The sequence below is a fragment of the Micromonospora sp. NPDC003197 genome (assembly GCF_053590565.1).
In genome coordinates this window covers 68,587-84,339 of sequence record NZ_JBSFTE010000019.1, presented here as the reverse complement: position 1 = coordinate 84,339, position 15,753 = coordinate 68,587, and the positions used below count along the sequence as shown (strand labels likewise).

Annotated in this window: 14 protein-coding genes; 6 read left to right on the top strand and 8 right to left on the bottom strand. The window is 69.8% G+C overall.

Features of this window, described 5'->3' with window-relative positions:
* Window positions 1-712: 712 nt before the first annotated feature.
* On the top strand, window positions 713-2,113 hold the full coding sequence (locus ACWDV4_RS20955; protein WP_449981308.1) for a GH1 family beta-glucosidase: 1,401 nt from the start codon (window positions 713-715) through the stop codon (window positions 2,111-2,113).
* A 27-nt stretch (window positions 2,114-2,140) separates the two neighbouring features.
* Here ACWDV4_RS20955 and ACWDV4_RS20950 read toward each other — a convergent pair whose 3' ends face one another.
* The 3 genes from ACWDV4_RS20950 to ACWDV4_RS20940 form a co-directional block, all read right to left on the bottom strand.
* Window positions 2,141-2,563, bottom strand: a complete 423-nt coding sequence (locus ACWDV4_RS20950) for a roadblock/LC7 domain-containing protein (RefSeq protein WP_449981306.1) — start codon at window positions 2,561-2,563, stop codon at window positions 2,141-2,143.
* Window positions 2,560-5,139: a sensor histidine kinase gene (locus tag ACWDV4_RS20945; RefSeq protein ID WP_449981352.1), complete on the bottom strand. Its 2,580-nt coding sequence runs from the start codon at window positions 5,137-5,139 to the stop codon at window positions 2,560-2,562. Before ACWDV4_RS20945 ends, ACWDV4_RS20950 begins: the two co-directional genes overlap by 4 nt.
* Window positions 5,140-5,204: 65 nt before the next feature.
* Window positions 5,205-6,617 (bottom strand): FGGY family carbohydrate kinase, encoded by a 1,413-nt coding sequence (locus ACWDV4_RS20940; RefSeq protein ID WP_449981304.1) that lies wholly within the window; start codon window positions 6,615-6,617, stop codon window positions 5,205-5,207.
* Window positions 6,618-6,921: 304 nt separating this feature from the next.
* Here ACWDV4_RS20940 and ACWDV4_RS20935 point away from each other — a divergent pair, with 304 nt between their 5' ends.
* On the top strand, window positions 6,922-8,856 hold the full coding sequence (locus ACWDV4_RS20935; protein WP_449981303.1) for a chorismate-binding protein: 1,935 nt from the start codon (window positions 6,922-6,924) through the stop codon (window positions 8,854-8,856).
* An 8-nt stretch (window positions 8,857-8,864) separates the two neighbouring features.
* Here ACWDV4_RS20935 and wrbA read toward each other — a convergent pair whose 3' ends face one another.
* The gene (wrbA, locus tag ACWDV4_RS20930; protein WP_449981301.1) at window positions 8,865-9,482 is read right to left on the bottom strand and encodes an NAD(P)H:quinone oxidoreductase; all 618 of its coding nucleotides are present in this window, start codon (window positions 9,480-9,482) and stop codon (window positions 8,865-8,867) included.
* A gap of 284 nt (window positions 9,483-9,766) precedes the next feature.
* Between wrbA and ACWDV4_RS20925 the strand changes: the two genes are divergently transcribed.
* From ACWDV4_RS20925 to ACWDV4_RS20910, 4 genes are all read left to right on the top strand, one after another.
* Window positions 9,767-10,198, top strand: coding sequence for a hypothetical protein (locus tag ACWDV4_RS20925; protein WP_449981299.1), 432 nt, complete (start codon window positions 9,767-9,769; stop codon window positions 10,196-10,198).
* Window positions 10,199-10,271: 73 nt separating this feature from the next.
* Window positions 10,272-10,556, top strand: a complete 285-nt coding sequence (locus ACWDV4_RS20920; protein WP_449981297.1) for a hypothetical protein — start codon at window positions 10,272-10,274, stop codon at window positions 10,554-10,556.
* Window positions 10,528-10,839, top strand: a complete 312-nt coding sequence (locus ACWDV4_RS20915) for a hypothetical protein (protein WP_449981295.1) — start codon at window positions 10,528-10,530, stop codon at window positions 10,837-10,839. The genes ACWDV4_RS20920 and ACWDV4_RS20915 overlap by 29 nt, the downstream gene beginning before the upstream one ends.
* 123 nt (window positions 10,840-10,962) lie before the next feature.
* On the top strand, window positions 10,963-11,772 hold the full coding sequence (locus tag ACWDV4_RS20910; RefSeq protein ID WP_449981293.1) for a metal-dependent hydrolase: 810 nt from the start codon (window positions 10,963-10,965) through the stop codon (window positions 11,770-11,772).
* Window positions 11,773-11,784: 12 nt separating this feature from the next.
* Here the strand turns inward: ACWDV4_RS20910 and ACWDV4_RS20905 are convergent, their stop codons facing one another.
* From ACWDV4_RS20905 to ACWDV4_RS20890, 4 genes are all read right to left on the bottom strand, one after another.
* Window positions 11,785-12,246 (bottom strand): ribosomal protein L7/L12, encoded by a 462-nt coding sequence (locus ACWDV4_RS20905; protein ID WP_449981291.1) that lies wholly within the window; start codon window positions 12,244-12,246, stop codon window positions 11,785-11,787.
* Between the two features lie 23 nt (window positions 12,247-12,269).
* Window positions 12,270-12,863: a nucleotidyltransferase family protein gene (locus ACWDV4_RS20900; protein WP_449981350.1), complete on the bottom strand. Its 594-nt coding sequence runs from the start codon at window positions 12,861-12,863 to the stop codon at window positions 12,270-12,272.
* A gap of 136 nt (window positions 12,864-12,999) precedes the next feature.
* Entirely contained in the window at window positions 13,000-14,673 is a 1,674-nt protein-coding gene (locus ACWDV4_RS20895) for a bifunctional 3'-5' exonuclease/DNA polymerase (protein WP_449981348.1), read from the bottom strand.
* Window positions 14,674-14,788: 115 nt separating this feature from the next.
* Entirely contained in the window at window positions 14,789-15,745 is a 957-nt protein-coding gene (locus ACWDV4_RS20890; protein ID WP_449981289.1) for a carbohydrate ABC transporter permease, read from the bottom strand.
* Window positions 15,746-15,753: the final 8 nt, after the last annotated feature.

Genomic DNA, 15,753 nt, shown 5'->3' with positions numbered 1-15,753 from the left:
CACTGCCCGGGGTACGGACACATGGGCGGCGTGGTGGAGGGTGGTGGACCCGACCCGGATCGGGCGCATGGCCGACGGAGCACGGTGGTGCGTGCTCTGGTCGACGGATACGGGTCGCCCGTTGACTGCCCTCGGCGGCCCGCTGCTCACGCGGTGTGGCTCCCGGCCACAACTTCGACAGTCTTGCATGGGAGCGCTCCCGCGAACAACTGCTGCACTCCCAAAAGTCCCGCCAGAGACAGAGAAATGTTTCGATCTAGTTCCGGGTCTTTCACATTCACGTGACGGGCGTTACAGTCCAGGAACCACCTAGATGGGAGCGCTTCCATAGAAGGTGGTCGAATCAGTTCGACCCGGTGCCATCACTCCGCCCCCTATGGAGCGGCACCGCTCAGCCGCGCGACTGGCGGCGGTCCAGCCCGGATTCCGTCGCCAGTCGACCCTGCAACGTCGAGAGGAGGTGGAACCAGAGCCACTCGCGTGGCCCGGCTCCCGCGGCACGTCGGGCTGGATGCCAGTCCGCCCGTACGTGTGTGTCATCCACGGTGGGGACGGGGTTGCCCTCCCCGTCCCCACTCTACTGCCATTGAGATTGATCCTCGGCGGTCGGCACTCCCAGGAATCGACAATCAGCCAGGGGCGAACGTTACCCCGCTTGGGAGCGCTCCCGCGATATCGTGGATGACCGTCCAGTCACGAGGAGACAGACCGAATGTCCACAGCCAACCGGCGGCAAACGCTGCACCACACCGCGCCGCCCGCCGCCACGTCTTACCCCGAGTCCGAACCGGTGCTCGGCCTCCGCTTCCCAGACAGCTTCGCATGGGGAGCCGCCACGTCGGCGTACCAGATCGAGGGTGCGACCAAGCACGACGGGCGCGGCGCCTCCATCTGGGACACATTCAGCCACACCCCGGGCCGCACCCGGGGCGGAGACACCGGTGACGTCGCCGCCGACCACTACCACCGCTACCTGTCCGACCTCGACCTGATGCAGGAACTGGGGATACGCACGTACCGGTTCTCCATCTCCTGGCCACGGATCCAGGCCGACGGTACGGGTATGCCCAACCAACGGGGCCTGGACTTCTACCGGCGCCTGGTCGATGGGCTGCACGAGCGGGGCATCGCCCCGATGGCGACGCTCTTCCACTGGGACCTTCCCCAGTCCCTGCAGGACGTCGGAGGTTGGGAGTCCCGAGATGTGGCGTACCGGTTCGCCGACTACGCCGATGCGGTGTTTCGAGGGCTCGGCACCGACGTAGCCAACTGGCTGACGATCAACGAGCCAAAGACGGTGGTGCAGAACGGTTACTTGCAAGGGCACCACGCCCCGGGCCGGCAGGACCCCGCCGCCGCCTACCTCGTGGCACACCATCTCCAGCTGGCGCACGGGCTCGCCGTACAAGCCTTCCGGGGCAGCGGCAACCCGGGACGAATCGGCCCAGCGCTCAACCTCCACCCGTGCTATCCCGCCGACGACAGCGCCGCCGCCGAGGCGGCCACCCGGCTGTACGACGGCTATGAGAACCGCCTCTACCTCGATTCCATCCTCAAGGGCCAGTACCCGGCCGATGTCCTGGCCGATCTAGGCTCGGACAGCCGGATGGTGCGCGGTATTCGGGACGGCGACCTGGCGATCATCTCCACACCCGTGGACCTGCTCGCGGTGCAGTACTACACGCCGATCTACGTCACCGCCGACGGCGGCTCGGTAGGCCGCTGGCCCACCACCCAGGCGGACTGGCAGCAGATCTTCCCGGACGGGATGTACGACATCCTCACCCGAATCACCCGCGACTACGGCAACGTGCCGCTCACCATCTCCGAGAACGGCCTGCCCACTCCCGATGTACCAGGCGAAAACGGCACGATCGCCGACGCCGGGCGGATCGACTTCCTGCGGAACCACCTCGCCGCCGCCCATCGAGCCATCGCCGACGGCGTACCGCTGGAGAGCTTCCATGTCTGGTCGCTGCTGGACAACTTCGAGTGGAACGAGGGGTACGACCAGCGCTGGGGTCTGATCTACGTGGACTACGCCACGCAGGAGCGGATCCTCAAGCGCAGCGCGCACTGGTACCGCCAGGTGATCGCCACCAACGCCATCTGACCCGAGCCGGAGTGACTGACCTCGTCGTCAGCGGGGCAATGCCTGCTGGAGTTCCGCCCGCAGCGCCGGGGTCAGCATCTCTCCGGTCTGCTTGGCCAGCCGGGCCATCTCGTAACCCACCACACCGATGTCAGCCTCGCTGCCGGCCAGGGTGGCCAGGATCGATCCGTCCCGAATCTGCATGACCAGGAAGTAGCCCCGGCCCATCTCCACCACGGTCTGCTTGACCACGTCGTTGTCGAACATCTGCGCCGCACCGGCGGTGATGCTCATCAGGCCAGAGGTGACTGCGGCGAGCTTGTCGGCGTGGTCCCGGGGTAAATGGTCGGAGATCGCCACGAGCAGCCCGTCGGACGAGACCACGATCGCGTGCGATACCCCGGGCACCCGCTCGGTGAACGCGTTGACCAGCCAGCTCAGATCCCGAGCCTCTTGACTGAGCGTTGTCACTGTTGCTCCCTCTCGATACGCGTGCCGCTGGGCGGCAGGACTATCTCGGTGGTCTCCTCGGCTTCCGCCCGCCGTACCCCGCCGTAGAACCGGGTGAGCATGCCACCCACCGCGTCGGGGTCCGGCTCGTGCCTCGGGGCCGGAACCGGCGGGGCTGCCGCCGGGTTGGCACCGGGTAGTTGGGCCATCGGCACCCGAACCGGTAGTCCGCTGGCGTTGACGCCACCGGTGCGGGGCGCGGCGGGCTTCGGCGCGGGTGCCGGGGCGGCCGGCCGCGTCCCCTGCCGAGACCACCAGGCGCTAGCCGGGGCCGATGTGTCGCCGGAGACCGCCGCCCTGCCGGCACCGGTAGCGATGGCAGTCGGGCCGTTCGGTAGGACCGCCCGGCTGCTCGGGATGGCCGCCGGAACACCACTGGCCGGTACGGTCCCAGGCTGTACGGTCCCAGGCTGTACGGTCCCAGCCGGTGCCTGGCGGGCCGAGGCGACACCGACCGGGGCGACACCGGCGGGTCCCGCCAGTGCCGCGAGCACCCGGCGGGGCGGCCGGTGCTCCGACTCCTGCTGATCAGCGGGAGCGAGCAGGGCGGTCGGCAACCAGATGGCGGCAGTGACACCTCGCCCAGCGGCACCCAGGCGTACTCGAATGTTCTGGCGGGCGGCAAGGTGACTGACGACGAACAGGCCCATCCGCTCGGAGGCGGAGACATCGGCGGCGGGCGGGGAGGCAAGCGTCTGGTTCGCCGCCTCGATGGCGGTCGGGCTCATGCCCAGTCCTTCGTCGACGATCTCGATGACCGCCTCGTCCCGCCCATGGGGATGCCCGGATATCCGCACGACGGTGTCCGGCGGCGAGAACGACGTGGCGTTCTCCAACAGTTCGGCCAGCAGGTGCACGAGGTCGGGAACGGCGTGACCGACAATGTGCAACCGGCCGGTGGTCGCGGGTCGGATCCGCTGGTACTGCTCGATCTCGGCGGTCGCGGCGAGCATCACCGTGGCCAGCGGCACCGGCCGACCCCGACGTCGGGTGGGCTCGGAGCCAGCGAGCACCAGCAGGCTCTCGTCGTTACGCCGCATTCGGGCAGCCAGATGGTCGATCTTGAAAAGGCTGTCCAGCTGGTCCGGATCGTCCTCTTCCCGTTCCAGGTCGTCGAGGAGTTCCAACTGCCGCTCGACCAACACCTGGCTCCGGCGGGCGAGGTTGACGAACATGGCGCTGACGTTGCGCCGCATGACTGCCTGCTCGACGGCTACGGTAACCGCGCTGCGATGCACCGCCACGAACGCCTCGGCGACCTCACCGATCTCGTCCATCGCCCGCACGTCGGCGGGCGGTACCTCGATCTCCGACACTCCGGAGTGCACCTGGCGCAGCCGGTCCAGCGCCTCGGGCAGCTCGACCTGGGCGACCCGCAACGCCTGGTTACGCAGCATTCGCAAGGACCGGGCGATGGACCGACCGATAACGATCGAGACGAGCACCGCGCCCGCCAGCACCGCCAGTACCCCACCGGCAACCAGCAGGGTACGACGCAACTGGGCGACGCTACGCGCGTCCGCCAGCGTCACCGCGTCGGTCAGTACCGCCGTCTCGACCTGGCCCAGCAGGGCGGCGCGTTGTTCGCTCGCCGTCCACCAGGATTCCGGTTCGAGAACGGCCGGAGCACCGGTCTCGGCGGGAATGGTGCTCGCCTCCATCCGCAGGGCGGAGAGGAATCCCGGGTCGACGGATATCTCGTCGTACCGCCGTATCTGCTGATCGGTCGCCACGACCCGGAACTCGGCGAGCGCGGCGAGCTGCTGCGATCGCAGTTCGCCGAGGATCATCTGGTCCTCGGGCCCGTAGGCGCGGGCCCGGCCAGCACCGTAGAGCTGGGCCCGGATCCGGGAGCCGACCTCCTTGACCCGAGCGAGCTGGACGTACCGCAACACCGCCTCGGTCAGCTCCGGCTGGTCGGAGCCGGGCGAGGGCTCGGCCAGCAGGGACAGCAGCGCCTCGATCGCGCGGCTGTAGTTGCCCAACACGGTCTCGGTGCTGAGCATGACGGCCGGCACCGCAGCCCGTACGTCGCCGAGCCGGTTGAGTGCCTCGTCGGCCCGGGAGTAGGCCACCCGCCACGAGACATCGGAGCCGAGTAGTGGTTTAGCGGCAGCCCGGAATCGGCTGATCGCCTCGTCGGTCTGCTGGTAGAGCGGATCCAGCGCCGCCACCGCCGCACCGGAGTCGGCCTGACCGGGCTGGGCGAACCGGAGACCGGCCAGTTCCCCGGCGGTACGTGCCCGCTCCTGTTGCAGCTCGTGTAGCAGTGCGCTGATCGGCCGCCCGATCTCGACCTGCTCAGCGAAGTCGCCGAGCACGTTAGTTCGTCCGATGAGGACGTTGGTCTGCACTCCGGCGAGCACCAGGAACGCGACTGAGGGGAGGATCAGCACCGCACCGAGCTTGGTCCGCATCCGCCAGTCACGTAGCCGCAGCGGGGAACGCCGTCGATGTGGCATCACCCGTACGTCGAGACGCCGACGGGGCTGGGACGACTCCGCACCGGAAGCGGGATCCGGGCCAGCGCTCAACATGCCTCCAAGACGTACCATCCGACCCGGAACGGCATCGTGATCGATGGCCCGACCTGTGGTTCGACTCAGGCAGGATACTGTGACCGGTGCCGTTCTGTCGTTGCCCGCGCCCCTTGATCGTCCGTCCGGCCGATGTCACCGGGGCCGGCCGTTCCGCCGATCCGACCGATCGCCACCAGGGCCGCACCGGTCGCGCCGATCTCCGGATTGGGCTCGTGCCGTACGGTGCGCGGCGCCAGCGCCGCCGCGAAGGTCCGTCGCCACCACGACGACGCGGCAAGGGCACCACCGCCGAGGACCACCTCCACCGGATCTCCCACAGTGGACTCGATGTCGGCGAGATCCGCCGCGACCTGCCGACTCAACGCGCTCATCAAGCCGGTGAGCAGGTCTACGGCCGTGGTGCCGAAGCTGAGGCCGGAGAACTGCCCCGAACCGGCCGGGGCCAGCCCGGGTGGCCGGTCACCGCCGAGCCGGACGTCGACCGGCGGGCCGCTGCCCGGTGGGCGGCTGGCCAGGGCCGCGTCCAACGCGGGCCCCTCGGGCAGCCGTAGCTCCCGCTTGGCCCAGGCGAACAGGTTACCCCCGGCCGAATAGGCGGTGCCGGTGACGATGTGGTCCTGATCCACCCGGTAACGCCACAGCCCGGCCGGCAACGGTGGCAGCGGATCCCCGGCCGGTGCCGGCTGTGCCAGTCGTACGGCCGCAGAGGTGCCCACCGTGACCGCGGCCCGCCCCGGGCCGACGCACCCGGACCCGATGTTGGAGGCCGCGCCGTCGCCCAGCGGCGGTGCCCAGCGCGCGGACCGCAACGCCGGCCAGCGCCGGGCCAGGTCCGGTCGCAGCCGACCGGTCCAGCCCGCCGGGGTCAGCGCCGGCAACTCCCCGGCCCGGACGCCGGCCAACTCGCACGCCTCGGCGTCCCAGTCGAGGGTGCGCAGATCGAGCAGCCCGGTACCGGAGGCCTGCGAGATCGACATGGGCGACTCGTCGAGCAGGCGACCGAAGACGTACTCGACCAGTCCGACGAAGTGGGCCAGGCCGACATCGGCGCGTTCGCGTAGCCAGGGCAGCCGTACGCTCCAGTAGAAGCGGTGCCACCAGGTGCCGGTGCGCTGGTGGAAGGCGGCCGGGTCGGCCGGCCCGGTGGCCCCGGCCAACGGCTCAGGACGGGTGTCGAGCCAGGTCAGCACCGGCCCCAGCGGTGCGCCGCCGGAGTCCAACGGCACCACGGAATGCCACTGCGCGGCGGTGGCCACCAACTCGACGCCGTCCAGGTGTCCGGCGCTGGCCAGTTCGTCGAGGCATTCGATCAGCGCGGCCAGGTAGCCCGGCCCGTCCAGCGTCGCCGCCCCCTCGTTGGTGGTCACCACGGTCACCGGACGACGGGCCAGCGCACCGGGCCGCGGCACGGCGTCGGAGTCCAGCACCAGTCCCCGTACCGAGGAGGTGCCCAAGTCGAGGGCGAGAATGTTCATCGCCGGACACCGTACCCGCCGAAGGCCCCCACCAAGCCCCGGTCGGCACCAGCGACTTGCCAGCACCGGTGCCGGCGGCCCGCCCAACAGGTGGACGCCTCGGCCCGCCGGGGTTCCGCCGGCCCGGCGTACGCCGTATGGTGGGCCCGTGCTCGTGCGACTGATCTCCTGGTGGCCCGCCTGCCCGGCGGCCATCGTTCGCGCGTAGCTTCTCCCACGCGGCCGCCCAGCGAGGCGGCCGTCGGCGTTTCCCACGCAGTCCGGCTCCCCCGCCGGACGGCCCTCGGCCCGAGGAAACGACACCATGAAGCTGCTATCGCACCTGCTCGCCACGCTGGCCGCCGGCCGCGACCCCGGTCCGTTCGCCCTGATCCGCCGCGAGGGCGCGGCCCACCTGGAGGTCTTCACCGGTACGACGCACGCCGTCGACCGGCTGGCCGATCTTCCCCTGCCCGAGCGCCCAGGTGGGCCGGCCACGCTGGCTCTGGTGCCATTCCGGCAGGTCGGCGAGCGGGGGTTCGCCCACGTCGACGACGGCACCCCGCTGGAGTACCTGACCGTGACCGCCCACGACCTGATCCCACTGGACGAGGCGCTGACCGTGCTGCCCGACGTGCCGGTCCGTACCGAGGCGGGTGGTTTCGACCTTTCCGACCAGGAGTACGGGGAGATCGTAGAGCGGGTGCTGCGGGACGAGATCGGACGCGGGGCGGGGGCGAACTTCGTCATCCACCGCACCTACCGGGCGCGACTGGTCGGCCCGGTCCTGGCCTCGGCCCTGGCCGCGTTGCGCCGATTGTTGACCGGTGAGCGGGGCGCCTACTGGACGTTCCTGGTGCACACCGGCACCCGGACGCTGGTCGGGGCCACCCCGGAACGGCACGTCAGCGTCGAGGACGGTCTGGTGATGATGAACCCGATCAGCGGTACGTTCCGGCACCCGGACGGGCCGGCCGACCACGACGCGCTGCTGCGGTTCCTTGCCGACCCGAAGGAGATCGACGAGCTGTACATGGTGCTCGACGAGGAACTCAAGATGATGGCCACGGTGGCCGACCGGGGCGGGCAGGTGATTGGGCCGTACCTGAAGGAGATGTCCCAGCTCAGCCACACCGAGTACCTGCTGGCCGGGCGGGGCTCGCTGGACGTACGGGACGTGCTGCGGGAGACCATGTTCGCCCCGACCGTCACCGGCAGCCCGATGGAGAACGCCTGTCGGGTGATCGCCCGGCACGAGCGGACCGGTCGGGGCTACTACGCGGGGGTGCTCGCCCTGCTCGGCCGGGACGCCGCCGGTCAGCAGACCCTGGACGCGCCGATCATGATTCGGACGGCGGAGATCTCACCCGATGGCGAGTTGCGGGTAGGGGTCGGCGCGACCCTGGTGCGGCACTCCACGGCGGCGGGCGAGGTGGCCGAGACCCACGCCAAGGCCGCCGGGGTGCTGGCCGCGCTCGGGGTACGAACGACCAACGGGCCGGCCCGCACCGCCGCCCCGGCGACTCGACTGGCCGACGATCCGGCGGTCCGCGCCGCGCTGGTTGCCCGCAACGACCGGCTCGCCCGGTTCTGGTTGGAGCAGCGTGCGGAAGGCGAGGCGGTGGTGCCGACGCTCGCCGGTCGCCGGGTACTGATCGTCGACGGCGAGGACACCTTCACCGGCATGCTGACCCACCAGCTGCGGGCGCTGGGGCTGGCCACCGAGCTGCGGCCGTGGCACCGCATCGGTGACCCGACCGGGTTCGACCTGACCGTGGTCGGTCCCGGGCCGGGTGACCCGACCAGGCCGGACGACCCGAAGATGACCACCCTGCGTACGTTGCTCGGCGCGCTGCTCGACGGCGGCCACCCCACCCTGGCCATCTGCCTGGGGCACCAGCTGCTCTCCGGGCTGCTCGGGTTGCGCCTTTATCGCCGTGCCCTGCCCTACCAGGGGTTGCAGCGGGAGATCGACCTCTTCGGCGCGCGCCGCCGGGTCGGGTTCTACGCCACGTACACCGCCCTGGCCGAGTCTGACGTGATCACCACGAGCCACGGGCCGGTCCGGGTGGCCCGCGACGCCGACGACGGTACGGTGCACGCCCTGCGCGGGACGACCTTCGCCGGGGTGCAGTTCCACCCCGAGTCGGTACTCAGCCAGGACGGGATGCTGGTGCTGGCGGAGCTACTGACGCAATTGCTGCCCGCCCCGACCGGCTTGCTGCCGGCCGTGCCGGCATCGACACACCCGACCGCCTGACGCAAGGGCTACTGGGCCAGGCCCGCCCGCAGGGCCGTGCTGATCTGCACCGCCCTGCGGGCGGTCAGCGCCGTCGCGGTCCGGGCCACCTCGTCCGGTGCCGTCTCGCCGTTGTTGCTGGTGTGCGAGCCGCCGTACGGGTTGCCGGAGATGAACTGGCTGGGCTCGACGTAACCGGGGGTGACCACGATCCCGCCCCAGTGGTAGAAGACGTTGAACATGGAGAGCAGGGTCGCCTCCTGGCCACCGTGGGCGGTGGCGGTCGAACAGAAGCCGGCGTAGACCTTGTTGACCAGCACGCCCTGGCTCCAGAGCGGTCCACTGGTGTCGATGAACTGCTTGAGCTGGGCGGCCATCACCCCGTACCGGGTCGGGGTCCCGAAGATCACCACGTCGGCCCAGGTGAGGTCGTCCAGCTCCACCTCCATCACGTCCTGGGTCTCCAACCGGTGGGCGTGCCAGCCGGAGTTCGACCGGATCGCCTCCTCCGGGGCAAGTTCCCGCACCTTACGCAACCGGACCTCGGCACCGGCCTGCTCGGCGCCCTCGACCGCTGCCAGGGCCATCTGATAGGTGATCCCGGTCGCGCTGTAATAGATCACCGCTACCTTGGTACGGCCGTCCATCGAAGATCCCCTTCTCTGTGTTCGTACGGGCCACCATCGGATGGCAAAAGCCATCGCGACTACCCGGGTCTCTCGGCGATAAACCTCCGCCCCCGCCGACCCGGCCAACACGGCATGTACCGCAGGCGCCTCATTCGGTTACCGTGTCCGAGAAACTGCGCGCCCTTCGGCCGGTCGCCGTCGATGTCGACATGCTCCTGGGCCCGGCGTACGCCTGATCGGCGAAACGCGTCCCGTCCCGGCGGTCCCTTCGGCAGGATCGTCATCAACGAGGAGGTGCTGCCGTGCCGGACACCCGCACGCTCGCCCTGTCGTTCGAGGTCACCGGCCTTCCCCCGGCCCAAACCGAAGCACTATCGATCTTCGCGGCCGGGCATCGCCAGGCCGCCCGGGTCCGGGCCCTGCTCCAGGCCGCCTGCGGCGCGGCACAGCAGAGCGGCTGGATCCCGCTAACCGGCCCGGTCGAGCTGGACGTCGTCCTGTACGGCCCGCCCGGGCATCGCACCGCCGACAGCGCCAGTCTGTTGGGCGGGATCTGCGCAGTCCTCCAGGACAAGAAGCGGGTGTCGCACATTGGGTTGCGGCATCTCGGGGTACTCGTCGATGTCGCCCTCTATGTCGACGACCGGCAACTGCGCCGGCTCTCTCTCCGGGAGGAGGTCGCCGAAACGCCGTCGTACTCCGTCCGGGTCACCGCCGTACCGGAAATGGTCTGACCGACCTGGACCCGGCACCGAGATCACCGCCGCCGAGTGGCGGAGGATCCCGGTCTCAGGAAGGGAGAGAACCATGTCGGAGCCACCCGTCTCGCTGGAAACGGCCAGGGCCAACCCCGCGCGGCAGACCGGCAGTCCCACTGAGGAGCAACTCCGCCTCGCCCTACGTACCGCCACCGACCTGGTCCGTGCCAACTACACCGGTGAACCCATCGAGGACGTCTGTCGTCGGCTGTTGGTCGAAACCAGACTCGCGCTGCCCTCGGAGGTCGCCCCGGACTTCACCCCCGACATGGAACAGTTCTGTCAGATCGCCGTGGCGATCGTCCGTGGCATCCCGCTTCGCGAAAGTTCTTGATCCGCCACGACTCGGCGGGGAAGACCTTCCGGTCGAGTTCGCCGAGGCGGTAGCCGACGGCATCAGGCGCGAGCTGTCCGGCGAGGTCGAGCCCCATCTGACAGAACCGCTACCGGGAAGCGGCCCCGACGCGCTGGCAGTCGTTGCCGCACTCATGCAGGCCCAGTGGCACGAGGTCGACTCCAACGAGTACGGCTTCCGGCGAGCCGGGCGGATGGCCGTACGGGCGGCCGTCGCGAGGCTCGGGGTTCGACGCCACGACCCGCGTACGGCAAGGGCTTAGGAGGCGCTCCACCGACGCCGTCCCGGGTCTCTCCACTGTGGAAGCGCGGCGAATTGCTCGCGCGCCTCCCCTCTGACACAGTGGCGTAGCCTGCGGGCAGATCTTGGGGAGGAATGAACGACGATGATGGGACCATCCCATGCGCTGTCCGGTGCCGCCGTCTGGCTGACCGGATCGCTAGCGCTGCAGCAGTTCGCCGGGCTTGAGCAGTCGCCGATCGAGATAGCCGTCGGCACTGCGGTCTGTGCCGGTGGCGCGCTCTTCCCCGATCTGGACCTCTCCGGCAAGGTGACCAAGAACCAGGGCGGCGCGACCGTCGCCCGGACCTTCGGCGTGGTGTCGCTGTTCATCGCCGAGGTGATGGAAAAAATTTCGCTCGGCGTCTACCACGCTACCAAGCTGAGCAAGGATCCACACCGCAACAACGGACACCGTACGCTCACCCACACCATCCCGTTCACCCTGCTGGTGGGTTGGGGCACCACCGCACTGTGCACCGCGTACGGCAAGTGGGCGGTCATCGGCATCCTGTTCTTCATGATCGGGCTGGCGCTGCGCGGACTCTTCGACGAGTGGGCCAAGCGGGCCGGCTGGGTGATCGTCACGCTGGTCTCCCTGGCAGCGGCGTACTTCACCTATCTGCACCTGCCCGACGACCGTGGTTATCCGATGCTCGGTCTCGCGGTCGGGGTCGGCTGCATCGTGCACATCCTGGGCGACATGATCACCAGCGCCGGGGTGCCGATCCTCTGGCCGATTCCCATCGGACGGCGGATGTGGCGCATGATCGGCATCCCGAACAAGTACGCGGTGAAGGTCGGCGGCAAGGTCGAGGTGGTCGTGCTCCGTACCGTCTTCACGGTGCTGTCGGTGCTTTCCGCAGCTGGACTGTTGGCCCCATCGATCCTGCGCCGGTTCAACATCGAAATCTGAGCGCGGCCGGATCTACAGTCGCTCGACCGCTTCCTTGGCCTCCTTGAGGCCGAGGCGGGTGTGCTGGCGCAGCACCTTGATCGCCTCAATCTTCCGGCCCTGGAGAGCCAGGGCCCGTACCTGATCGAGCACCGTCGGCGGCACATCGGACAGCGACGAGCCGGGCGACGCCGGGGTGAACGGTAGCTTGCCGAGCCCAGGCATCGCCTGGGCTCCGCCCCGTTCGATGGCGTCGACGGCCTCCTTCGCGTCCCGCAGGGACAGTCCGGTCCGTTCACGGACCAGCTTGACCGCAGGGATCTTCTTGTCGGCTCGAAGCAGCGCCTCGACCTGCTCCGCCACCGTGCGCGGATCGCCTTCTGCTGGCGGCACCAGATCGATGCGTCGCTTCGGGCGTCGGCTGACGAGCAGGATCAGCAGCAACAGCGCGAACGGGGAGAAGAAAGCCACCACGAGGGAGATCGAGTCCGACACGGACTCACGCTACCGGACCCGGTCTACACCCCGACCCGCTGTGGTGGCACGGTCAGTCCCCACAGAGCCATCAGCTCGGGACTGTCCACCCGGCACCCGTCGGCGACCGTGTCACACGCGATGTCCACGATCTGCTTCTTGTGGGCCAGCAGGTAGGGTCGCGCTCCCACGTCTGCGTTGGCCAACGTCGAGATGCCGGCCCAGTGCCGCCGCCCGAAGAGCATCGGGTAGCCGCGGAGTCCGTCGTAGGTCGCGCAGACCAGCACATCCGGGTACGGCAGCGCGATAACCCGCCGGATCGCCGCCACGGTCAGCCCCGGCATGTCCACCGGCACCACCACCACGGCCTCGACGTCTGGAGCGCGCAATGCGTCCAGCCCCTTGCGCATCGACGATCCGATCCCGGTCCCCCAGGACCGGTTGACGACCACCGTCGCCTCGGTCAGGTCGGTAGTTGCCCGTACCTGGTCGGCGGCGGCACCGAGGACCACCACGAGTGGGTCGCACCCGGCCTTCCGTACCGTCTCCAGCACCTGTCTCACCAGCGGTTTCTCCCCCTGGTGCAGCAGCGCTTCGGGGCCACCGATGCGGCGGCCACCACCCGCCGCAATGATCATTCCTGCGATCCGGCTCAGCTGCGCCACTTCCCTCCTGGCCCGTGGGCTCGGCGCGCTGCGCCGGACCCGTCGTACGCACACCGAACCCAACGATCCGCTTAACGGAGGGGTGTCGGGATTTGAGGGAATTGGTCCGCTATGTCGCGTCGGCATAGCAGTCGACCACCGAAACATCGAGCGGAAACCGCACTGCCGTCGTGCCGAAGAGCAGCCGACCGGCCCGCTGCCCGGCCTCGGTGACCAGCGTCGCGACCCGCTCGGCCTGCTCCTGTGGACAGTGCACCATCACCTCGTCGTGCTGGAAGAAGACCAACTCCGCCGAACTGTCGGCCAGCGCCCCGCGCAGCGTGGCCAGCAGCGCCAGTGCCCACTCGGCGGCGGTGGCCTGGATGACGAAGTTACGGGTGAACCGCCCCCGGGAACGTGCCGCCGCCCGCGCCCGAGGGCCGTACGGATCGGCCCCGGCGGCCACCTCGAAGTCGCTTCCCTCCCCCGCCGCATCACCGATGCTGACCGACGCCGGCGGGCAGGTACGCCCCAGCCAGGACCGCACCAGGCCACCCCCCTCACCCGTGCGAGCGGCCGTCTCCACGTAGTCGAACGCCGTCGGATAGCTGCGCCGCAGCGCCGCCAGGGCGGGGATCGCCGCGCCACCGGTCTGGCCGTACATGGCACCGAGCAGGGCAAGCTTGGCCCGGCCCCGGTCACCGTCGAAGGACTGCCGGGCCAGCGCGGCATAGAGATCACCCGCGCCCGCCGCCGCAGCCAGTCGGGCGTCACCGGAGACCGCCGCCAGCACCCGCGGCTCCAACTGCCCCGCGTCGGCAACCACGAACCGCCAACCCGGATCGGCCACCACCGCGCGGCGGATCACCTTGGGGATCTGCAACGCGCCACCGCCCCGGGTCGCCCACCGACCGGAGACCACCCCACCGGGTACGTACTCCGGGCGGAACCGGCCGTCGCGTACCCAGGTGTCTCGCCAGGCCCAGCCGTGCGCCGTCCAGATCCGGTAGAGCTCCTTGTATTCCAGCAGCAGTGGCACCGCCGGATGGTCCACCTTCCGCAGCACCCAACTGCGGGTGTTGGGCAACTCCACCCCGGCGCGGGCGAAGGCGCGCAGCAGCTCGGCGGGGGAATCGGCGTGCAACTGCCGTACGCCGAAGGCCTCGGCGATCTGGGCGGCAAGCTCGGCCAGCCGGCGGGGTGGCCCGCCCACCGGTGACGGCTCGCCGAGCAGGTCGAGCAGGATCTCCTCGTGCACGTCGACCCGCCAGGGCAGCCCGTGGGCGGCCATCTCGACGGCGACCAGCGCACCGGCCGACTCGGCGGCGACCAGCAGCCGGAACCGTCCCGCCTCGGCTGTCGCCTCGATCCGGGCATGCTGGTCGGCGTAGACGCGTACCAGGGCGTCCAGCCCGACGGCCGGCGGACCCGGCAGGGCATCGAAGAGCGCGGCCTGACCGTCACCGGGCGGGGCAGCCGGTCGGGGTGGCGGGTCGGCCGGCACCGGCGCACCGGTGAGCCGGGCCCAAGCGGCTGGCAGGCCCCGGGGTTCGCCCCACCGGCCGGCGTATCCGAGCAGCAACGACTCGGTCAGTTCGACGTCGTGGCAGCGGTCGACCCGGACGCCGGCCCGCAGCAGGGCCGGATAGGTCGTGCTGGTGGCCGGCCAGACCCAGCGTGGCCGGTCGGTGCTCTCCCGCCGGGCGACGACGGCGGCCAGGTCCGGGACGGTCTCGATGGGGCCGGTGGGGCGACCGTCGGCGGCCAACGGCCGCAACTGCCCCCCACCGCCCTCGTCGGGCATCACCGCCACCAGCACGTACGCGATTCTGCCCGGCCCCTACGACATTGCCCGGCCCCTACGACACTGCCCGCCACGGGCGCGGCCGCCCGGTCCCTCCGACAGGTACGCCGAGCGGCTACTTCACCGCGCCAGCGGTCAACCCGTTCTGGATCTGCCGCTGGAAGAATCCGTAGACGATGATCATCGGCAGGATCGACATGGTCAGCGCCGCGAAGAGCGCCGCCCAGTCCGCCTCGTAGCCGGCCGCCGTCGAGATGCTGGCGATGCCCTGGGTCAACACCCACTTCTGGTCGGCGCCCTGCCCCTGCATCAGCGCCACCGGCAGCAGGTACTGGTTCCACTGGCCGATGATGTTGAAGATCGTGATGCTGACCAGCGCTGGCTTCGCCATCGGCATCATGATCTGAAAGAAGAGCCGGGTGTGCGACGCGCCGTCGATCATCGCGGCCTCGGCCACCGAGTTGGGCAGCGTCTTGAAGAACGCGGCCAGGAAGAACACGGTGAACGGCAGCGAGTACGCGATGTAGACCAGGATCAGGCCGGTGTAGGTGTTGAGCAGGCCCAGGTTGTTGACGATCAGGAAGAGGGGCACGAGCGCCAGGAACACCGGGAACGCCAGCCCCGACACGAACAGGTAGTAGATCGCCCGGTTGCCGAAGAACCGATAGCGCGAGAGCACGTACGCGGCCATCGCGCCGAACAGCATCGTCCCGGCGGTGCTCAACGTCACCACGAAGACGCTGTTGAGGAAGTACCGCCCGACGTTCGCCTCGCTCCAGGCTCGGCCGTAGCTGGCGAAGCTGAACGAGTCGGGCAGGGCGAACGGGTTGCCGAGGAAGATCTCGGTGTTGCTCTTGAAGGAGGCGAGGAACGTCCACAGCAGCGGTGCGATGACCAGGATGGCCCACACCAGCAGGGCGATGTGCCCCAGGCCGGAAAGGAACCGTACCTCCGACTTCTGCTGAGTGGCCGCGTTCCCACGGCCACCGGCTGGCTGGTTGCGGCCCGCCGGCGGCCGGGTCGAGGACTTCGCCGGCGGCGCCGGCGCGATCGGTTCGCTATTAGTCGTCATCTCGGGTC